This window comes from Kitasatospora sp. NPDC001527 (genome assembly GCF_040298605.1).
Taxonomy (GTDB): domain Bacteria; phylum Actinomycetota; class Actinomycetes; order Streptomycetales; family Streptomycetaceae; genus Kitasatospora.
Genome location: NZ_JBEPAM010000004.1, coordinates 202,477 through 220,973, shown reverse-complemented (window position 1 = coordinate 220,973; position 18,497 = coordinate 202,477). Strand labels below are relative to the sequence as shown.

Here is an 18,497-nt window from a genome sequence, read left to right as displayed (position 1 = left end):
GGGCCGCGGCGACCGGGGCGGTAGCATCGCCGCATGACCTCGTACTGGCACGTCGTGCTGCCACCGCTGTCCGCCTGACCGGGCGCACACACCGGCAAGCCTGATCCCGCGCCTCCGGCCGGCCCGCAAGGGCGCCGGGGCGCCGTGTCGTGCGCCCGTTCCGAATCCAGTCCGCCTGCCGGAATCCCGGAATTCGACAACGGAAGTCCACGACTGTGCCGAACCGCATCACCACGCCCGCGTCCGCCTCCAGGGCCGCGTCCGTCCCCGCGCCCGTTCCCGCCGCCCTCGCCGGTCCGCTGCCCGTCCTCGCGGCCGCCGTGCTCTGGGGCACCACCGGCACGGCCGGCTCGCTCGCCCCCGCCTCGGCCCCGGCCGCCGCCATCGGCTGCGCCGGGCTGGCCCTCGGCGGGCTGCTGCTCCTGCTCTCCGACCGCTCCGCCCGCTCCCTGCCGCGGACGTGCACGCCCCGCGAACGGCGGCTGCTGCTCCTGGGCGCGCTCGCCGTCGCCGGGTACCCGCTCACCTTCTACCCCGCCGTGGCCCGCACCGGGGTGGCGGTGGCCACCGTGATCGCCCTGGGCAGCGCGCCGGTCCTCACCGGCCTGCTGGCCTGGCTCACCGGCGGCCCCCGGCCCACCGCCCGCTGGGCCCGGGCGACGTCGACCGCCGTGCTCGGCTGCACCCTGCTGGTCCTCGGCCCGCGACTCGGCGGCGGGGCGACCACGGTGGACCTCCCCGGCGTCCTGCTGGCGGCCCTCGCCGGGCTCTCCTACGCGGCCTACTCCCTCGTCGGCGGCCGGCTCATCGGCCACGGCCACCCCTCCGCCGGGGTGATGGGGGCGATGTTCGGCGCGGCCGCCGTGCTGGTCCTGCCCGTCCTGCTGATCGGTGACGCCGGCTGGGCGGTCACGCCGCGCGGCGCGCTCGTGGTGCTGCACCTGGGCGTGGTCACCACCTTCCTGGCCTACCGGCTCTTCGGCCGCGGCCTGCGCCACACCTCCGCCCAGACGGCGACCGCGCTGACGCTGGCCGAACCGGCGGTCGCCGCCGTCCTGGGCGTCGCCGCCCTCGGCGAGCGCCTCCCCGCCGCCTCCTGGTGCGGCCTCGCCGTCCTCGTCCTCGCCCTCGCCGTCCTCACCGCCCCCGTCCCGCGCCGCCGCTGACACCCCGACGGAGCGGTCCGGGTGCCGTCCACGGGGCCGGCACCCGGACCGCGACCGGCCCGACGCGGCGTCCACGGGCGTCCCAGGCATCCTCGGACGTCCTCAGGCGTCCTCAGGCGTCCAGGAGCCGTTCCGCCAGGTCCTCGCCGAACCGCGTCCGGTAGACGCCGTGCACGATGGCCGCGGACGACTGGTAGCCCCGGTGCTCCGGGTCGGCGACCACCCCGTCCCACGCGACCGTTCCCTCGGGAAGCGGCGGCGTCCGGCCGAGATACGCCCGCGCGGCCTCGTCCAGCCCCAGTTCCCCCGTCACCACCCGCTGCCAGAAAGCGCGGCCCTGCCCGACCACCCACAGGCAGAGATCCTCGGTGCTGTCCTCGGACCAGCCGTCCCCGTCGACGATCACCCCCTCCGCGAAGTCCGCCAGCGCCTCGGCCGCCTCCAGCTGGGCGAGCGCGAACTCCTCAAGGACCTCCCGCGGCTGCGACCCCAGCCACGCCTCCAGGGCGGACAGCCGCGGCCTGGTCGCTTCCAGGACGTCCCAGAACCACTCGGGAACCACTTCCCGCCTCCCACCACTCGCCGGTCCGTCCGACCATGGAACCAGGAGGCGTTCCGCCGGACCTCCCCGGGTTCCCCGCCGACGGGCCCACCGGTCGCGGTGTCAGGCCCCGGGCTCCAGGGCGGCCAGGCGGCGCGCCAGTGCCGCGTTCGGGCGGCCTTCGGCGGTGTGCAGGGCGAGCGCGCGGCGCCAGTGGTCGGCGGCCTCGGCGGGGCGGCCGAGGCCGGCGAGGAGGGCGCCGTTGAAATCCAGGGCGAGCAGGGCGAGGCGGGTGTCGTCCTGCTTCTCGGCGAGGGCGAGTGCCTCGTCCGCCGCGGCGAGCGCCTCCTCCACCCGGCCGAGCAGGCGCAGGGCCTCGGCCCGGCTGAAGCGGAGGGTGCGCTGGAGCGGGTCGTCGGGGCGGTCGCGGACGAGATCGAGCGCGCGGTCGGTGTGGGCGAGGCCGCGCTCCGCCTCCCCCACCCGGTGCAGGCAGTGGGCGAGGTGGTCCAGGGCGCGGGCGGTCGACGCGCCGTCGCCCCGGGCCTCGCAGGAGGCGACGACGCGTTCCAGCACGGCGATGGCCTGGTAGCCGCGGCCGGACGCGGCGAGGGTGCCGGCGAGCGCGGTGAGGCACCGGTCACGGACGGCGCTGTCCTCGGCGCTGTCCTCGGCCGCGTCCTCGGCTCCCCCGGCCTCGGCGACGGCCTGTTCGGCGACCCCGGCGGCCTCGGTGAAACGTTTCCGGCAGACCAGCGCCAGGCCCAGGTCGGTCCGCAGCAGGAGGCGGGCGGTGCGGTCCCCGAGGCGTTCGGCCGCGGCCAGGCCTTCCCGCGCGAGTTCCTCCCACGCCTCCGGGTGGGCGCCGTCGTGGTAGTGCAGCGGCCCGCAGCCGTGGGCGAGCCGCCAGACCTCGGGGTCGAGGCCGTGCGCGGCGCCGGCGCGGGCCACGGCCGTCAGCACGCGCCGCACCCGGGGGAACCACGCCACGGGGCCGTCCTGGTCCGCCGGGGCGCACGACCCGCCGCCGTCGGCCTGGCCGACGGCCTCGCCGACCGCCTCCGCCGCGGCCTCCGCGGTGTCCGCCCACTGGTCGAGCAGCCGGCGCAACGCGGCCGCCCGCTCCTCGGCCGGCAGCCAGGCGGCGCGTTCGACCGCGTACCGGCGCACCGCCCCCGGCCGGTCGAACCGTCCGGGCCCGGTCTCCTCGACGAGCCGGGCGGCGGCAAGGGCCGCGAGCAGCTCGCGCGCCCGCGGCGGAGGCAGTGCGCCGAGCGCGGCGAGGTCCCGCGCGTCGATGCCCGAACCCGGGAGCAGACCGGTCAGCGCCAAGGCCCTCCCGGCCTCCGGCGACAGGCCGCGCCACGCGACCGCGAGGGCGGCCGTCACCCCGTCGGCCCCGGCCCGCCGCTCCTCCCTCAGCTCCTCCACCAGCCCGGCGGCGCTCCCGCCCCCGGCCGCCAGCCGGGCACCCACCAGCCCCACCGCGAAGGGCAGTTGGTCGCAGAGCGCGGCCAGCGGCGCGGCCGCCTCCGGCTCCCGCGCGACCCGCCCGGCGCCGGCCGCGGCGGCGAGCAGGCCGACCGCTTCGGCCGGGGCCGGGGCGCCGAGCGGCAGCGGGACGGCGCCCTGCCGGGCGACCAGGTCGGCGGTGAGCCGCGAGCGGCCGGTGACCAGGACCAGCACCTCGCGGTGGCCGGGCAGCAGCGGTTCGACCTGCTCGGCGGACCGGGCGTCGTCGAGCAGGAGCAGCAGCCGGCGGCCGGCGGTCAGCGTGCGCAGCAGCGCGGCGCGTCCGGCGGTGTCGGCGGGGAGGTCGTCCCCGCCCGCGCCGAGCTCGCGCAGCAGTCGGGCGAGGGCGGCGGCGGGGGTGAGCGCGGTGGCCCCGTCCTCGCCGTGGAGGTCGAGGGTGTGGCGGCCGTCGGGGAAGCGGCCGGCGCGGTGCTCGGCCCAGGCGCGGGCGAGGCGGGTCTTGCCGACCCCGGCCGGCCCGGTGAGCAGCAGGGGGCGGCCGTCGGCGGTGGCGGCGGCCGCGTCGAGGCGGGCGAGTTCACCGGCGCGCCCGACGAACACGCCCGGTCCGCCCGGCACTCGGCCCGCCTCCGGCGCGGCGCCCGGGTCCGCCGGCGGCGCGGGCCGTTCGAGGCACCGGGCGAGCAGCGCGGCGGCCCTCCCGCGCCGCGGCTCGGCGGCCAGCAGCGCCGTCAACTCGGCCACCGCCTGCGGTATCCGCTCGTCGACGCCGTCGCGGCCGAGGAGCGCCTCGGCCGCGAACCGTTCGACGGCCCACCACCGGGCGGCGGTCAGCCGGGGCCCGGCCTCGGCGGCCAGCCGAGCGGAGCCGCACCCGTCGAGGGCGGGCCCGCGCCAGAGGGCGAGTGCGGTGCGCAGCAGGCCGCCGGGGTCGGCGGCGTTCGCTCCGGCGGCGGCGCACAGCCGCTCGAAGCGGTGCGCGTCGACGGCGTCCGGGTGGCCGAGCAGTGCGTAGCCGTCGTCCCGGGTGACCAGGTGGAGCCCGTCCGGGTCCTCGGCTATGCCTCCGGGCGGGGCCGTACCGTCGGCCGCGGCCGCGAGCAGCCGGCGCACGGCGGTGACGTGGCTCTGGAGGGCGGAGCGGGCGGTGGCCGGCGGGGCGCCGCCCCAGAGCAGCGTGCCGAGCCGCTCGGCCGGAACGGTGCGGCCGAGTTCCAGGGCGAGGGCGGCGAGCAGCGCGCGCCGCTTCGGCCCGGGTAGCGGCAGCACCCTGCCGTGGTCGTCCTGGAGCTCGAACCGTCCGAGCAGATTGATGCGCACTGCCGCTCCCCACCGCGTTCCGATCAGTCGATCAGGGTGAGAGCATAGGGAATGTGTGGATTGGTCCACACCTCTCCTGGTGAGCGCCCGTTGTCCCGAACTGCGCCACCGCTGCGGCGCCATGACGCACCGTCGGACCACGTCGGTCACTCGGTCGACGCGGAACGCTCGGCCGCACGGCCGTGAGGGAGGGCCTCGATACCCACTGCCGTGACCACGGAATTCCTCCACCACAGCCTCACAACGGTGCGGTCTCCGCTGGACGAACTCCCGTCCGTCCCGCGGCAACTGGAGCGTCCGGCTTCGAGACCACCCATCAGGGCCACATCTGCGAGGACTTCACCCGTCTCGAAAGCGACCACGAGACCCGCGACAACCGCCACCCGCCCTTCCTGCCGGCAGCGGACGTCGCGGACGCCGTCGTCGGGAGAGCCGCCGCCGGGCGGTGGGCTCCCGCCGTCAGGAGGTCTCCAGTCCCAGGCCGGTGGCGCGGAAGAAGCCGTGGCCGGCGAGCTGGTGGGACTGGCCGAGGGACGGGCGGCGGGCGGTGATCCGGCCGGGGCCCAGGCCGTAGCCGGAGTCCCCGCTGATCCCGCGCGCCGCCAGCTCGGTGGTGATCAGGGTGGCGACCTCGGCGGCGGTGGCCCGCGTCGGTGTCCTGAACTCGGCCTTGAAGCGCTTCCCGGAGGGCTGCCAGCCGTCCGCCGTCATCGCGGCCGTGACCTCGGCCGGCTCGCCGGGGCGCGGGCCGACCCGCAGCAGCACGCCCTTGTCGGTGCTGTACGCGAACGAGAGCCCGCCGCTGATCTGCGGCGCGGCTATCGAGAAGGTGGCCTTCTCGCCGGGCCGCTGGACCGGCAGCTGCTCGATCCAGGCGGCCAGCAGGCACTCCAGGCCCTCCCGCAGGTGCGGCAGCGACAGCGCGAGCCGGCCGCCCGGCAGGACGTCCGCGGTGCCGCCCGGCGCCTCGTAGGCGAGGTGGAGCTGCCAGCTGTAGCGCAGGAGCGGGAAGTCGCTGGGGCCGTCCGATCCGCCGTACGGGCCGCCGTACGCGAAGGCGAGCCGCTCGTCCTCCTCGAACGGCGCGGCCGCTTCCGTCTCCAGCCGGATCCGCCGCCCCTCGCAGAGCAGCCGCAGCAGCCGGCCCTCCTCGCCGGCCTCGCGCCAGCGCACGTCCGGGCCGTCCGGGCCGCCGCCGAACAGGGTCGGCTCGCCGAGGACGGCGCGGACCGCCCGGTAGATCTCGCCGAACACCTCCCGCCGGTGCTCCAGCGTCAGCGGAAGGTCGTCGAAGCGGTGCAGGTCCAGGACGTCGTAGGTGCCCTCCGGGCCGGGGCGCGCGAAGGAGGTGCGGCTGGCGAACGACGGCACGAACGCCGGGTCGGCGGTGCGGATGTCGGCGTAGCCCTGGCCGAAGTCGACCCGCCACCGCGGGTGCTCGGCGGCGATCCGCTCCACCGCCTCGACCGGGCAGTGCCCGCCGGGGGCGTCGTGCAGCGCCGGGACGAACGCGGCGACGACGGCGGGAAGTTCGGGGCTGACGTGCTCGACCTCGGTCACCCGCGGCTGGAGGGCGACCCAGGCGCCGCGGTCGTTGGCCTGGAGCAGCATGGTGCGCCCGGCGGGCTGCCAGCGCAGCCCGAACCCGTCGGCGGCGGTCGGCACGGCGGTGGGCGCGCCGATCGCGCGCAGCGCCTCGGAGAGCGTGCGCAGCGCGGTGCGCCGTTCCTCCTCGGGCGTCGGCAGCCGGAAGTCCAGCAGCCGCACCCGGGCCCGGTGGTAGCGGTCGCTCTTCGGCGCGGTGGCCCCCAGGTACAGCTCGGCGCCGAGCGGCCAGCGGAGGTGGGCCTGCAGGCCCACGACCAGGAGGTCCGGGAAGATCCGGCGGATCTTCCAGTCGGGCCTGGCCTCGACCAGCCGCTCGACGTCGGCCCGCGTCCAGCAGCCGTCGAGGTCGTGCAGGGTGCGGACCAGCTCGACGGTGGTGGCCAGGTCGGCGGTCCAGCCCACGGCAGGGCGCTCGGCGTTCGCGGCGTTCTCGACGATCATGCGGGCGATCATCGCAGCGCCCACCGACAGCGACCGGCCCGGCCGGCCCACCCTCATCAGTACACCCGGGTCTTCCGACCCGCCGGGGCGGGTTGCGGGCAGCGGGTGTGCTCGTTGTGCTGGGTATGAGCCATCACCAGTTGCCCTCACCCCGCGCCAACGACGAAACGATTCCGCACGAGGCGCCGATCTTCGCCCGGCTCGCCGAGCTCTGGACCGCCACCGGCCGCACCGTCCCCGGCCGGCCCGACGACGAGTGGCAGCGCCTCGTCGCACCACCCGGCTTCCAGGCCCCCGAGCCGGAGGGCTAGGCGCCGACCTCGCCGTCGATCGCCTCGCGCAGGAGGTCGGCGTGGCCGTTGTGGCGGGCGTACTCGTGGATCAGGTGCAGCATCACCAGCCGCAGCGAGACCTCCGCCCGCCAGCGCGGCTGGTAGCCGGTGACGTCCAGCGACGGCGCCTCCCGCTCGATCCGCCGGGCGTGCTCCACCTCCGCCTCCCAGGCCGCGAACGCCTCGGCGCGGTCCGAGCCGGTGGGGTCGTAGGCGGCCTGGTAGTCGCCCTCCGGGGACCAGAGCAGCGGGATGTCCTGGCCGTCGATCACCCGCCGGAACCAGGTCCGTTCGACCTCCGCCATGTGCCGCACCAGGCCGAGCAGGGTCAGGGCCGACGGCGGGCTCGACCGCAGCCGCAACTGCTCGTCCGTCAGCCCGGCGCACTTCATCGCCAGCGTCCCGCGGTGGAAGTCCAGGAACGCCCGCAGCGTCTCCCGCTCGCCGCCGGTCAGCGGCGGGGCGACCCGCCCGTCCCCCGTGTCCATGCCCATGACGTCCCTCGTCTCCCGTGCGTCCGAACGGATTGCGGCGCCCAGTCTTCCAGCCGCCCCCGGCCGCGCGCCGATCATTTTCAGGGCCCGCACCCGGGCACCGGAGCCGGTGCCACGGCCGTGTGCCACGATCATCACCCCGTATGACACACCACCCGATCGGCCCGCAGGTTGTGGCGCCAAACCCCTTCCTTCGGGTAGTTCCGTTCCTGGCATGTTTGGGTACGTACTGCGGCACGCGCCTGCGCGGGGCCCGGAGTACCGGCCCTCCCGCCCGTCGATGCCACCCATCGGCCGCCGCCACTACACACGAGGAGCCCGAGCGAGCCATGAGCCAGGACCGCATCCCAGGACCGGTACGCCAGACCTACGGCGAGGACGACTTGTCACGGGCCGCCAGCTTCGGCGGCGGATTCATCAATTTCGGTGACTGGAGCGGCATCCGTACCACCGCGCCGACGCCCGAGGACCGGGTCCGCAGTCAGGAGGACCTCTACCGCCGGGTGCTGCGCGCCTTCCCGGGGCCCCGGGAGTCGCTGCGGCTGGCCGAGGTCGGCTGCGGGCGCGGCCTGGGCGCGGCGCTCGCGCTCTGCGAGTTCCGCTTCGCGGCGGTGACGGGCGTCGACATCCACCCGGACCAGATCGAGCGCGCCCGCGCCGTCAACGCCAAGGCCCTGGCGACCTTTCCGGACCGGTTGGGCTACTCGCTGGGATCGGCGGACGACCTGCCGTTCGCGGACGCCTCGCTGGACGGCCTCTACTCGGTCGAGGCGGCGCAGCACTTCCGCGAGCTGACCGGGTTCGCCCGCGAGTCGGCCCGGGTGCTGCGGCCGGGCGGGCGGCTGGTGGTCACCACCTTCTTCAGCGCCGAGGGGCCGGACGTCGCCGAGCGGCTGAAGATCCTGCTCGGCAGCTTCGCGAACGGCCTGGACGTCGCCCACCCGCTCGCCGGGTTCACCGAGGACCTCGCGGCCTCCGGGTTCACCGACGTCGGCACCGAGTCCATCGGGGCGGACGTGTGGCCGGGGCTGGACCGCTACCTGGAGGGCACCGTCCCGCCCGGCCACTGGACCCGCAACTTCCTCACCACCTGGCGCGACGGCCTGCTCGACTACCACCTCGTCACCGCCACCCGCCGCTGACCGGGACGGCCGGGCGGCCGAACGGCCGGTCAACCGGCAGCCGGCCGGCCGGCCGGAGCGATCCCGGCCCGCCCCGGGGATCGCCCCACCCGCCCCCGGCCCCCGGTCAGCCCCGGTGGACCAGCAGCGCCGTCCGGACGGCCGACTCCAGCGCGCCCTCGACCCAGGCGGGCTTGGTCGAGGTGTGGTCCCCCGCGAAGTGCAGCGGCCCCTCGGAGCCCGGGATGTCCGGGAACAGCTCCGTGTGCTGGCCGGGCAGCAGCACCGAGGCCTCGCCGTAGGCGTAGTGGTCGCGCATCCACGACTGGGTCTTGGACTTGGTGGTGAAGAAGACCTCGCAGCGCCGCCCGAAGATCGCCTGCACCCCCGCGAGCGCCCGCAGGTAGCGCTCCTCGTCGGCGTACGAGTCCCACTTCAGCGCGTCGTCGGCCCAGCTGTACGAGGCGAGCACCACGCCGCCGTCACTGCCCTCCAGCGGGTGGGCGTGCTCGAAGTAGACGAAGCGGTTGGCGTTGTCGCTGACCGAGCCGCCACCGCGCACGTGGGCGGCCTCCGGCTCGTCGCCGACCGGGCGGAAGGACGCGAAGCACGTCCTCAGCTCCTCCGGGACGCTCACCCCGAGCTGCCGCACCGAGGCGTGCGCGCCGAGGTAGCGGCCGTCCTCGACCCGGCCGGCCCGGTACCGCTCGTAGAGGCCCGCCTCGATGCCGTCCAGCTCGGCCTTCCACTCCGCCTCGGTGAACTCCCACCAGCGGCGGGAGAACTCCAGCAGCACCTTGGTCGCGGCGTCGTAGTGCAACTCGGTGATCGCGCGCCGCTTGCCGTAGCCGAGCGGCGGCTCGAAGGCCACGTGCCGCAGCCCGGCGAACGGGACGGTGATGACCGCCTCGTCGCCCTCGAACACCTCGGTGACCCCGCCCTGCCCGCTCTGGCAGTCCTCGGAGACGGTGTGCACCCGGACCTTGCCGCCGACGCGGTCGATGCGCACCGCCCGCCGGTCGAACCGCACCTTGCCCTTCACCGCCGCGTAGAGGGCGTCGACGAGCCGGGCCGTGCCGCCCTTGATCTCCCAGAACTTCGTCTTCGGGTCGATCAGCGCCGCCGACAGGAAGCTGTGCACGAAGGAGAGGTGCAGCCGCGAGGTCACGTTCTGGATGGTGCCGATGAGGTCGATGGTCCTGGTGTCCAGCCCGGCCTGCTCGGTGAGGTACCGGTACATCGACCAGTGGCCGTAGCGCCGCAGGACGGTGGCCCAGCCCTCGACGAGGGCCGCGCCCTCCTTGCCCCGGACGAGGGCGAGCGCGGGTTCCAGCGCCTCCCCGTAGATGGCCGCGGCGGTCCTGGCGCCGTCGGGGCCGGTGACGCCGAAGCTCCCGTTGACCTCGGTGGGGTCCGCCTCGTAGTCGGCGCGGCGCACGTGCAGGCCGTTGACGTGGATCCAGGTGCGGTTGGCCCGCTTCGACGGGTTCTCCACCTCCACGTCCACCAGCAGGAACTCCTGGCGCGGCAGGTCGTACTTGTCGAGCAGCGCCATCACCAGCGGGTGGCTCTCGGGCAGCCGCATCGCGCCGCCCTCGGCGTACTGGCCGGGGTCGGCGAACGGCTGCGGGCCGTTCTCGTGGCCGCCCTTGCGGAAGGTCTTGACCCGGCCGCCGGCCCGGTTGCCGTTGGCCTCGATGACGACGACGTCATGGCCCGCCCGGTTGAGCAGGTCGGCGGCGAGCAGTCCGGCCGGGCCGGCGCCGACGACCAGGACCCGCTTGGTGGCCCGCGCCCGCGCGGGCGGCAGGCCGTCCCGGACGATCTTCAGATAGCCCGGGACGAGCGGCCGGTCGTGCTCGTCGTAGACGGCGATGGCGCGGGCCACCGTGGTGATCGCCTGCTCGTCGGTGCCCGGCGGTACGTCGGCCGGAGTGACCGCCGGGGTGACGGCGGGGGCGAGCGCGGTCGCGGGTGCCGCGGAGGCGGCGGTGAGCCCGGCGGCGAGCACCGAGGCGCCGGTCACCGTGACGACCGAACGCCGGGAGGGCCGTGCGGTCGACGCCCCGCCCGCGGGGGTCGTGGTGGTCAGGGATCGCGGGGCGGGAACGCCCGTGTCTGGAGTGGTCATGACGCACCACTCTTGGCGTCACCAGGACGTGACGGAACCGGCATCACCCGGACGGGAACGATCAACCACTCGATCGGATTCGGACTCCCCCGCCCCATTGACGTCCCCTCCGCCCGTCGGCCGACGCGCCCACCCCGCGCAGTAGCCCCCGGCCCCGCCTCAAGGCCCCGCCCGGCCCGCCGGGTGGGGCCCGGCCGTCACGAGGACTCGCGCACCACCAGCTCCGTCGGCAGCACCAGCCGGGAGGGCTCCGCCTCCTCGCTGGCGATCTGCCGCAGCAGGGCCGCGGCCATCGCCCGCCCCATCTCCTCGATCGGCTGCCGGACGCTGGTCAGCGGCGGGTCCAGGTGACGCGCCATCGGCGAGTCGTCGACGCCCACCAGGGCGACGTCGCCCGGCACGGCCAGGCCGTGGGCGCGCAGCGCGGCGCGCGCGCCGACCGCCGTCACGTCGGAGGCCGCGAAGACCGCGTCGAGGTCCGGCCGGCGCTCCAGCAGGGCGGTCATCGCCCGGCGCCCGCCCTCCTCGGTGAAGTCGCCGGTGGCGACCAGCAGTTCGTCCACCGGCAGCCCGGCCGCCGCCAGTCCCTCGCGGTAGCCCGCCAACCGGCCGCGCGCGGCCTCCATGTCCGGTGGCCCGGTGATGGTCGCGATGCGCCGCCGGCCGCGCCCGGCGAGGTGCTCGACCGCCGACCGCCCCGCACCCACGTTGTCCGAGTCGACGTACGACGCCGGTTCGTCCGGCGAGCGGCGGCCGTTCAGCACGGTCGGCAGGCCCAGCTCGCGCGCCAGGTCCGGGAGCGGATCGTCGCGGTGGACGGAGACCATCAGCACGCCGTCCACCCGCTGGGCGGCCAGGTACTGCTCGAAGCGCTGGCGCTCCTGCTCGGTGCGGATCAGGGTGAGCAGCAACTGCTTGTCCGCGGCGGCGAGTTCGGCGCTCACGCCACGGATGATGTCGAGGAAGTAGGGCTCCGCGAACAGTCGGGCCTCGGTCTCGGGCACGACCAGGGCGACCGCGTCGGTACGGCTGCCGGCCAGCGCCCGGGCCGCACGGTTGGGCACGTACCCGAGTTCCGCGACGGCCCGGCCGACCGCCTCCCTGGCCTGCTCGCTGACCCGCGGCGAGCCGTTGATCACCCGGGACACCGTGCCGCGGCCGACCCCGGCCCGGGCCGCGACCTCCTCCAGGGTCGGCCGACCCGTCTGCCGTCCGCTCACCGTCCGCGCCCCTCCGCCGTCGCCCCGCCGCCGCCCTCCGGTCCACAGGGCCCGGGCCCGCATGGTAGATCACGGCCACGCCGAGCCGCCACGGCCCGCCTTCAGGAAGTGACGCCACCCGGCAGACAGCCGCCCGCCGGAAGGTAATTCGGGTTCATCTCTTGACACCGGGTCGGCTCACGCAGGAACCTTCCGGCTGTGGCGTGGGAGCGCTCCCACGGACGTTCCCGAGGACAACCCCCACGAGCAACCGCCACGAGCAACTCCCGCGAGCACCCCCACGATCGGCTCCCACCCACCCCACCCCCGACAGCAGCACTCCCGGACGAGGAGACCGCCATGCACACCACCACCGCCCACCCCCGCCGCACCGCCCTCGCGGCCCTGGCCGCCACCGCCGCCCTGGTGGCCGTCACCGGCTGCGGCAGCGGCGGCAAGAGCGCCGACGCCGCCGGCGACGACGGCCGGATCACCCTGCGGATCGGCACCTTCGGCTCCTTCGGCTACGACAACGAGACCGGGGCCGGGCTCTACGCCGAGTACGAGAGACTCCACCCGAACATCAAGATCGTCGAGTCCAACGTGGCCGACGGCCAGAAGTACTGGGACACCCTCAAGCTGCGGCTGTCCCGCGACAGCGGCCTCGCCGACATCCAGGCCGTGGAGGTCGGCTACATCGCTGAGGCCACCGCCCCCGCCCTGGCCGGGAAGTGGGCCGACCTCGGCACGACCGGCGGCGCGGACCTCGGCGCCTTCCTCGACTGGAAGGTCAAGCAGGCCACCACCGCGGACGGCAAGGTGATCGGCCTGGGCACCGACGTCGGCCCGATCGCCGTCTGCTACAACAAGGACCTCTTCGCCGAGGCCGGGCTGCCGACCGACCGCGCCCAGGTCGGCGCGCTCTGGGCGGGCAGCTGGGACGCGTTCCTCGACACCGCCCGCGCGTACCGGGCCAAGGCCCCGGAGGGCACCGCCTTCCACGACTCGGCCAGTGGGCTGTTCAACGCCGTGCTCTCCGGCGAGCCGGTCCAGTACGCCGACTCCAAGGGCGAGTTGGACTACCGCAACAGCCCCGGGGTGAAGAAGGCCTGGGAGATCGCCACCGCCGCCGCCACCGGCGGACTCACCGCGAAGCTGCGGCAGTTCGACGAGAAGGGCACCTGGAACGCCGGCTTCAAGAACAACCGCTTCGCCACCGTGGCCTGCCCCAGCTGGATGACCGGCATCATCAAGGACCAGGCCGGCGCCGGGAACCGGGGCCGGTGGGACATCGCCCCGGCCCCGGTCCCGGGGAACTGGGGCGGCTCCTTCCTCGCCGTCCCCAGGTCCGGCCCGCACGTCGAGGAGGCCGCCGAGCTGGCGGCCTGGCTGACCGCACCGGCCCAGCACGCCAAGGTCTTCGCCGTCAACGGCAACATCCCCTCCACCCGGGAGACGCTCTCCTCCCCCGCCGTGCAGAACGCCCGGCTGCCCTTCTTCGGCGACACCCCCGTGGGCCGGATCTACTCCGAGACCGCCGCCGGCATCAAGGCCGTCCCGATCAGCCGCTGGGACGGCCAGGTGAAGACCTTCCTCACCGACAACGGCATCCTCGACATCGAGCAGCGCGGCACCGACCCCGCGCAGGCCTGGACCAACGTCGGCAAGCTGGTCGACGACAAGATCCAGAAGTAGCGGCCGCCGCCATCCCCTCCCGGAAGGAGGAGCCCATGCCCGCCCCCGCCGCGGTGGCGGCCGACGGTACCCCGCCGCCCGTCCCGCCCCCGCCCGTCCCGGGCCCGGACACCGCCAAGGGCCGCCCGCCCGGGCACGGCTGGCGCGGCCGGCTGCACCGCTGGGACCGACGTGCCGCGCCGTACGCCTTCGTCGCGCCGTTCTTCCTCTGCTTCGCCGCCTTCGGCCTCTACCCGCTGATCCACACCGGCTGGCTCTCGCTGCACCGGGTGGAGCTCGGCGGCCCGGCCGAGTGGCGCGGCCTGCGGAACTACACCGGCCTGTGGGACAGCCACTACTTCTGGAACGCCCTGGCCAACACCTTCACCCTGGGCGTGCTGTCCACCGTGCCGCAGCTGCTGCTCGCACTGGGCCTGGCCCACCTGCTCAACTACCGGATGCGCGGCCGGGGCTTCCTTCGGGTCGCGGTGCTCGCCCCGTACGCGACCTCGGTCGCCGCCGCCACGCTGGTCTTCGCCCAGCTGTTCAACAGCGACTACGGGCTGATCAACACCGTCCTCGGCCGGGCGGGATTCGCCCCGGTCGACTGGGAGTCCTCCAAGTGGCCCGCGCAGATCGCGATCTCGGCGATCGTCACCTGGCGCTGGACGGGCTACAACGCGCTGATCTACCTCGCCGCGATGCAGGCCGTGCCGCAGGACCTCTACGAGGCGGCGGCGCTCGACGGCGCCTCCCGGCTGCGGCAGTTCCTCAGCGTGACCATCCCCTCGATCCGCCCGACCATCCTGTTCACCATCGTGGTGTCCACCATCGGCGCCACCCAGTTGTTCGGCGAGCCCATGCTGTTCGGCGGAAGCCTCGGGATCAGCGGCGGCAGCGGCAACCAGTTCCAGACGCTCAGCCTGCTGATGTACGAGAAGGGCTGGGTGACCGGCGCGCTCGGGCAGGCGTCCGCGATCGCCTGGGTGATGCTGCTGGTCCTGCTGCTGCTCGGGGCCCTCCGGGTCCTCGTCGCCCGCGTCCGCCGCAGGAGGGACCGACCGTGACCACCGCCCCCGCCCCCACGCCCGCCGCCCGCCGCCCCCGGTGGCGGCAACGCGCCGGCCACCAGCACCGGGCCGGCCCGCTGACCCGGCTGCTGCTCGGCCTGGCCGCCCTGGTCTCGCTCTTCCCGCTCTACTGGAACGTGGTCGCCGCCTCCCACTCCGGCGAGCGCGTCGTCACCGCTCCGGTCCCGCTGCTGCCCGGGCGCCGGCTGTTCGACAACCTCGCCTTCGCCTGGAACCAGGTCGACCTGGGCCGGGCGCTGGTCAACACGACGGTGGTGGCCGGCCTGGTGGCACTGTCCACCGTGCTGTTCTCCACCCTGGCCGGCTTCGCCTTCGCCAGGCTGCCGTTCCGCGGCCGGGGCGCCCTGCTCTCCCTGGTGGTCGCCACCATGGCGATCCCGCCGCAGCTCAGCGTCATCCCGCTCTACCGGCTGGTCACCGACCTCGGCTGGGTCGACCAGCTGCAGTCGGTGGCCCTGCCCTCGCTGGTCGCCGCGTTCGGCGTGTTCTTCATGCGCCAGTACCTGGTCGAGGCACTGCCCGCCGAACTGGTCGAGGCCGCCCGGATGGACGGCGCGCACAGCCTGCGGGTGGTCTGGCACGTGGTGTTCCCGGTGGCCCGCCCGGCGATGGCCGTGCTCGGCATGCTGGTCTTCGTGCAGGCCTGGAACGACTTCTTCTGGCCCTTCATCGCCCTCACCCCGGACGGCAACCCGACCCTCCAGGTGGCCCTCGCCGGGCTCGGCGCCGGCAACCACAGCGTCGACCAGGCGATCGTGCTCACCGGCGCGCTGATCTCGACCCTCCCGCTGCTCCTGGTCTTCGCCGTGCTGGGAAGACACATCGTGGGCGGCATCACCGCCGGCGCGGTCAAGAACTGACCACGCCCTCCCCTTCCACCCGTTTGGAGCAGCACCGTGACCCGACCCGCCAGCACCGCCACCGCGGCGCTCCGCTTCCCGGCCGGCTTCCTCTGGGGCGCCGCCACCTCCGCCTACCAGATCGAGGGCGCGGTGGCCGAGGACGGCCGCACCCCGTCGATCTGGGACGCCTTCTGCCGCGCGCCCGGCAAGGTCCACCTCGGCGAGACCGGCGACGTGGCCGCCGACCACTACCACCGCTTCCGCGAGGACGTCCGGCTGATGGCCGGACTCGGCCTCACCGCCTACCGGTTCTCGCTCGCCTGGCCGCGCGTCCAGCCCACCGGCCGGGGCCCCGCCTCCCCGCGCGGCCTGGACTTCTACCGCCGTCTGGCCGACGACCTGCTCGACGCCGGGATCACCCCCGTCGCCACGCTCTACCACTGGGACCTCCCGCAGGAGCTGGAGGAGGACGGCGGCTGGCCCGCCCGCCGCACCGCCGAGCGCTTCGCCGCCTACGCGGCCCTGGCGGGCGAGGCGCTCGGCGACCGGGTCACCCAGTGGACCACCCTCAACGAGCCCTGGTGCAGCGCCTTCCTCGGCTACGGCTCGGGCGTGCACGCCCCCGGCCGCACCGATCCGGTGGACGCCCTGCGCGCCGCCCACCACCTCAACCTCGGCCACGGCCTGGCCGTCTCGGCGCTGCGCTCCGTGCTGCCCGCCGGCGCCCAGGTGTCGGTGTCGCTCAACCTGCACGCGCTGCGCCCGCTGACCCCGTCCGCCGCCGACCGGGACGCCGTGCGCCGGATCGACGCGGTCGGCAACCGGGTGTTCCTCGGCCCGATGCTGGACGGCGGCTACCCCGAGGACCTGCTGGCCGACACCGCGCACCTCACCGACTGGTCCTTCGTCCGCCCCGGGGACCCGGCCGCGGTCCACCAGCGCCTGGACTGGCTCGGCGTCAACTACTACACGCCCAGCGTGGTCTCGGCCACCCCGGAGGGCGCCGCCCCCGCCCGCGAGGACGGCCACGGCGCGGGCAGCGCCTCCCCCTGGCCGGGCGCCGACCGGGTCGGCTTCCACCGGGCCCCGGGCGAGCGCACCGCGATGGGCTGGGCCGTCGACCCGTCCGGCCTGTACGAGCTGCTCACCGGACTGGCCCGCCGCCACCCGGAGCTGCCGCTGATGGTCACCGAGAACGGCGCGGCCTACCCCGACGAGCCCGGCCCGGACGGCGCCGTCGACGACCCCGAGCGCGCCGCCTTCGTGCACGCCCACCTCGCGGCGCTGCACCGGGCCGTCGCCGACGGCGCCGACGTGCGCGGCTACTTCCTCTGGTCCCTGCTGGACAACTTCGAGTGGGCGTACGGCTACACCAAGCGCTTCGGCCTGGTCCACGTCGACTACCGCACCCTGGCCCGCACCCCGAAGGCCAGCGCCCACTGGTACGCCCGGGTCGCCCGGACCGGCACGCTCCACCCGCCGGGCGCCGCGTAGCGGGGCGGACGGCGGCGACCGTGCCGGGGGCTCGACGGGCGTCCGGGCGGTGCAGCAGACTCTCCACCACGGCTCCCACCGCACCCGACAGCACCATCCGCCGCATCCGAACCAGCGCATCGGAGAACCACCACGGTGACTACGAGTCGACAACTGGAGATACCCTTCACCGACGGCCGCTCCGGCAGCGGACCCGCCACCTGGGGTCAGCGGGCCATCTGGGACGTCGTCAACCGCTCCGCCCCCGCCGATCGGCCCCGCTTCAACATCACCACCGCCGCCCCGCTCGACCCGGGCCTGCCACTGCCGGCCGTCCTGGACGCCCTGGGGCACCTGCTCCACCTGCACGACTCCCTGCACACCCGGCTGCTGCCCGAGCCGGACGGCACCGGCCTGCGCCAGCAGGTCGACCCGGCCGGCCGGCTGACGGTGCGGGTCCGGGACTGCGCGGCGGACGCCGGCGGCGAGGAACTCGCCTCCGCCGGCGCCGCGTTGCACGAGGAGCTGGCCGGCCGGCCGTTCGACTGCGGCACCGAGTGGCCGATCCGGGCCGGCCTGGTGGTCGCCGACGGCCTGGTGCGGTTCGTCTCGCTGGTGCTGTCCCACACCGCGGTGGACGGCACCGGCATGGGCCTGCTGGTTCGCGATCTCAGCGAACTCTCCCTGGGTACCGGCCCGGACGCCATCCGGGCCGCCCGCTCGCCCCGACAGCCGCTGGAGGAGGCCGCGTTCCAGACCTCGGAGCGCGGCCTCAAGCGCGATGCCAACGCCCGTGCGCACACCCTGCGCAAGCTGCGCGCCGCCCCGTCCCGGCTCTTCCCGCCGGTCGGCGGCGGGGCCGGCTCCGCCGAGCGGTTCCCGAACGCCGTGCTCAGCTCGCCCGCGCTGCTGCCCGCCGTCGACCGGGTCGCCGCCGCCCACCGGGCCGCCTCCTCGGCCGTCCTGCTCGCGGCGGCGGCGGCCATGACGGCCCGGCTGGCCGGCCGCTCGGACGCGGTGCTCCAGGTGGTGGTCAACAACCGCTTCCTGTCCGGCCTGACCGACGCCGTCAGCGTGGTGGCCGGCGACGCCCTGCTCCACCTCACCGACGCCGACGGCGAGTTCGGCGAGGCGGTGCGGCGCACCCACGCCGCGTCGATCGCCGCCTACCGGCACGCCTACTACAACCGGCGGCTGCTGGACGCGGAGGTCGAGCGGCTGACCGCCGAGCAGGTGCCGCTCGCCGACCGCTCCTGCGTCTTCAACGACACCCGCGAGCTGCTCCCCGGCGACCTGGCCGCCCAGGCCGCCCAGGCAGCCCAGGCCTCGGCCTCACCGGGCGCAGCGGCGGGCGGGAGCGGGGACGGGCGCACCACGCTCGCCTGGCCCGTCGAGTTCGACCCGCGCCCCGGGCTGACCTACGCCCTGGACGCCCTGCGCACTCCCGCCGCCCTGCAGCTGGCCATGACCGCCGACCCGGCGGTGCTCCCCCGGCCCGCGATGGAGGAATTCCTCTACGGGATCGAGGAGTTGGTGCTCACCGAGGACCGCGCCCCGCGGCCCCGCTGACGGCACCGGGGCCCGTCCGTCC

At 75.5% G+C, this 18,497-nt stretch carries 14 protein-coding genes; 8 read left to right on the top strand and 6 right to left on the bottom strand.

Annotation, left to right across the window (positions count from 1 at the left end):
• Positions 1–215 precede the first annotated feature (215 nt).
• On the top strand, positions 216–1,166 hold the full coding sequence (locus ABT238_RS06360; protein ID WP_350755737.1) for a DMT family transporter: 951 nt from the start codon (positions 216–218) through the stop codon (positions 1,164–1,166).
• Positions 1,167–1,278: 112 nt separating this feature from the next.
• Here the strand turns inward: ABT238_RS06360 and ABT238_RS06355 are convergent, their stop codons facing one another.
• The 3 genes from ABT238_RS06355 to ABT238_RS06345 form a co-directional block, all read right to left on the bottom strand.
• Positions 1,279–1,728, bottom strand: a complete 450-nt coding sequence (locus ABT238_RS06355; protein ID WP_350755735.1) for a hypothetical protein — start codon at positions 1,726–1,728, stop codon at positions 1,279–1,281.
• 102 nt (positions 1,729–1,830) lie between these two features.
• Positions 1,831–4,500: an AfsR/SARP family transcriptional regulator gene (locus tag ABT238_RS06350; RefSeq protein ID WP_350755733.1), complete on the bottom strand. Its 2,670-nt coding sequence runs from the start codon at positions 4,498–4,500 to the stop codon at positions 1,831–1,833.
• A gap of 459 nt (positions 4,501–4,959) precedes the next feature.
• Positions 4,960–6,549, bottom strand: a complete 1,590-nt coding sequence (locus ABT238_RS06345; RefSeq protein ID WP_350755731.1) for a hypothetical protein — start codon at positions 6,547–6,549, stop codon at positions 4,960–4,962.
• Between the two features lie 125 nt (positions 6,550–6,674).
• On the opposite strand from ABT238_RS06345, the gene ABT238_RS06340 reads away from it, so the two are divergent.
• The gene (locus tag ABT238_RS06340; protein WP_350755729.1) at positions 6,675–6,860 is read left to right on the top strand and encodes a hypothetical protein; all 186 of its coding nucleotides are present in this window, start codon (positions 6,675–6,677) and stop codon (positions 6,858–6,860) included.
• On the opposite strand, the gene ABT238_RS06335 is transcribed toward ABT238_RS06340, so the two are convergent.
• Entirely contained in the window at positions 6,857–7,375 is a 519-nt protein-coding gene (locus ABT238_RS06335; protein WP_502891404.1) for a DinB family protein, read from the bottom strand. The two genes, ABT238_RS06340 and ABT238_RS06335, sit on opposite strands and share 4 nt — an antisense overlap.
• Positions 7,376–7,704: 329 nt before the next feature.
• On the opposite strand from ABT238_RS06335, the gene ABT238_RS06330 reads away from it, so the two are divergent.
• Entirely contained in the window at positions 7,705–8,517 is an 813-nt protein-coding gene (locus ABT238_RS06330) for a class I SAM-dependent methyltransferase (protein WP_350755726.1), read from the top strand.
• 106 nt (positions 8,518–8,623) lie between these two features.
• Here ABT238_RS06330 and ABT238_RS06325 read toward each other — a convergent pair whose 3' ends face one another.
• Entirely contained in the window at positions 8,624–10,627 is a 2,004-nt protein-coding gene (locus ABT238_RS06325; protein ID WP_350565802.1) for an FAD-dependent oxidoreductase, read from the bottom strand.
• Between the two features lie 197 nt (positions 10,628–10,824).
• The gene (locus ABT238_RS06320) at positions 10,825–11,847 is read right to left on the bottom strand and encodes a LacI family DNA-binding transcriptional regulator (RefSeq protein WP_350755722.1); all 1,023 of its coding nucleotides are present in this window, start codon (positions 11,845–11,847) and stop codon (positions 10,825–10,827) included.
• 339 nt (positions 11,848–12,186) lie between these two features.
• Between ABT238_RS06320 and ABT238_RS06315 the strand changes: the two genes are divergently transcribed.
• The 5 genes from ABT238_RS06315 (at position 12,187) to ABT238_RS06295 (ending at position 18,475) form a co-directional block, all read left to right on the top strand.
• Positions 12,187–13,521 (top strand): ABC transporter substrate-binding protein, encoded by a 1,335-nt coding sequence (locus ABT238_RS06315; protein WP_350755720.1) that lies wholly within the window; start codon positions 12,187–12,189, stop codon positions 13,519–13,521.
• A gap of 35 nt (positions 13,522–13,556) precedes the next feature.
• Positions 13,557–14,567 carry a carbohydrate ABC transporter permease gene (locus ABT238_RS06310; RefSeq protein ID WP_350565796.1) on the top strand — a complete coding sequence of 337 codons (1,011 nt, stop codon included), beginning with the start codon at positions 13,557–13,559 and terminating at the stop codon, positions 14,565–14,567.
• Positions 14,564–15,451, top strand: coding sequence for a carbohydrate ABC transporter permease (locus ABT238_RS06305; RefSeq protein WP_350755718.1), 888 nt, complete (start codon positions 14,564–14,566; stop codon positions 15,449–15,451). Before ABT238_RS06310 ends, ABT238_RS06305 begins: the two co-directional genes overlap by 4 nt.
• Before the next feature lie 36 nt (positions 15,452–15,487).
• Positions 15,488–16,927, top strand: a complete 1,440-nt coding sequence (locus ABT238_RS06300) for a GH1 family beta-glucosidase (protein WP_350755716.1) — start codon at positions 15,488–15,490, stop codon at positions 16,925–16,927.
• Between the two features lie 135 nt (positions 16,928–17,062).
• Positions 17,063–18,475, top strand: coding sequence for a condensation domain-containing protein (locus ABT238_RS06295; RefSeq protein ID WP_350755714.1), 1,413 nt, complete (start codon positions 17,063–17,065; stop codon positions 18,473–18,475).
• Positions 18,476–18,497 lie beyond the last annotated feature (22 nt).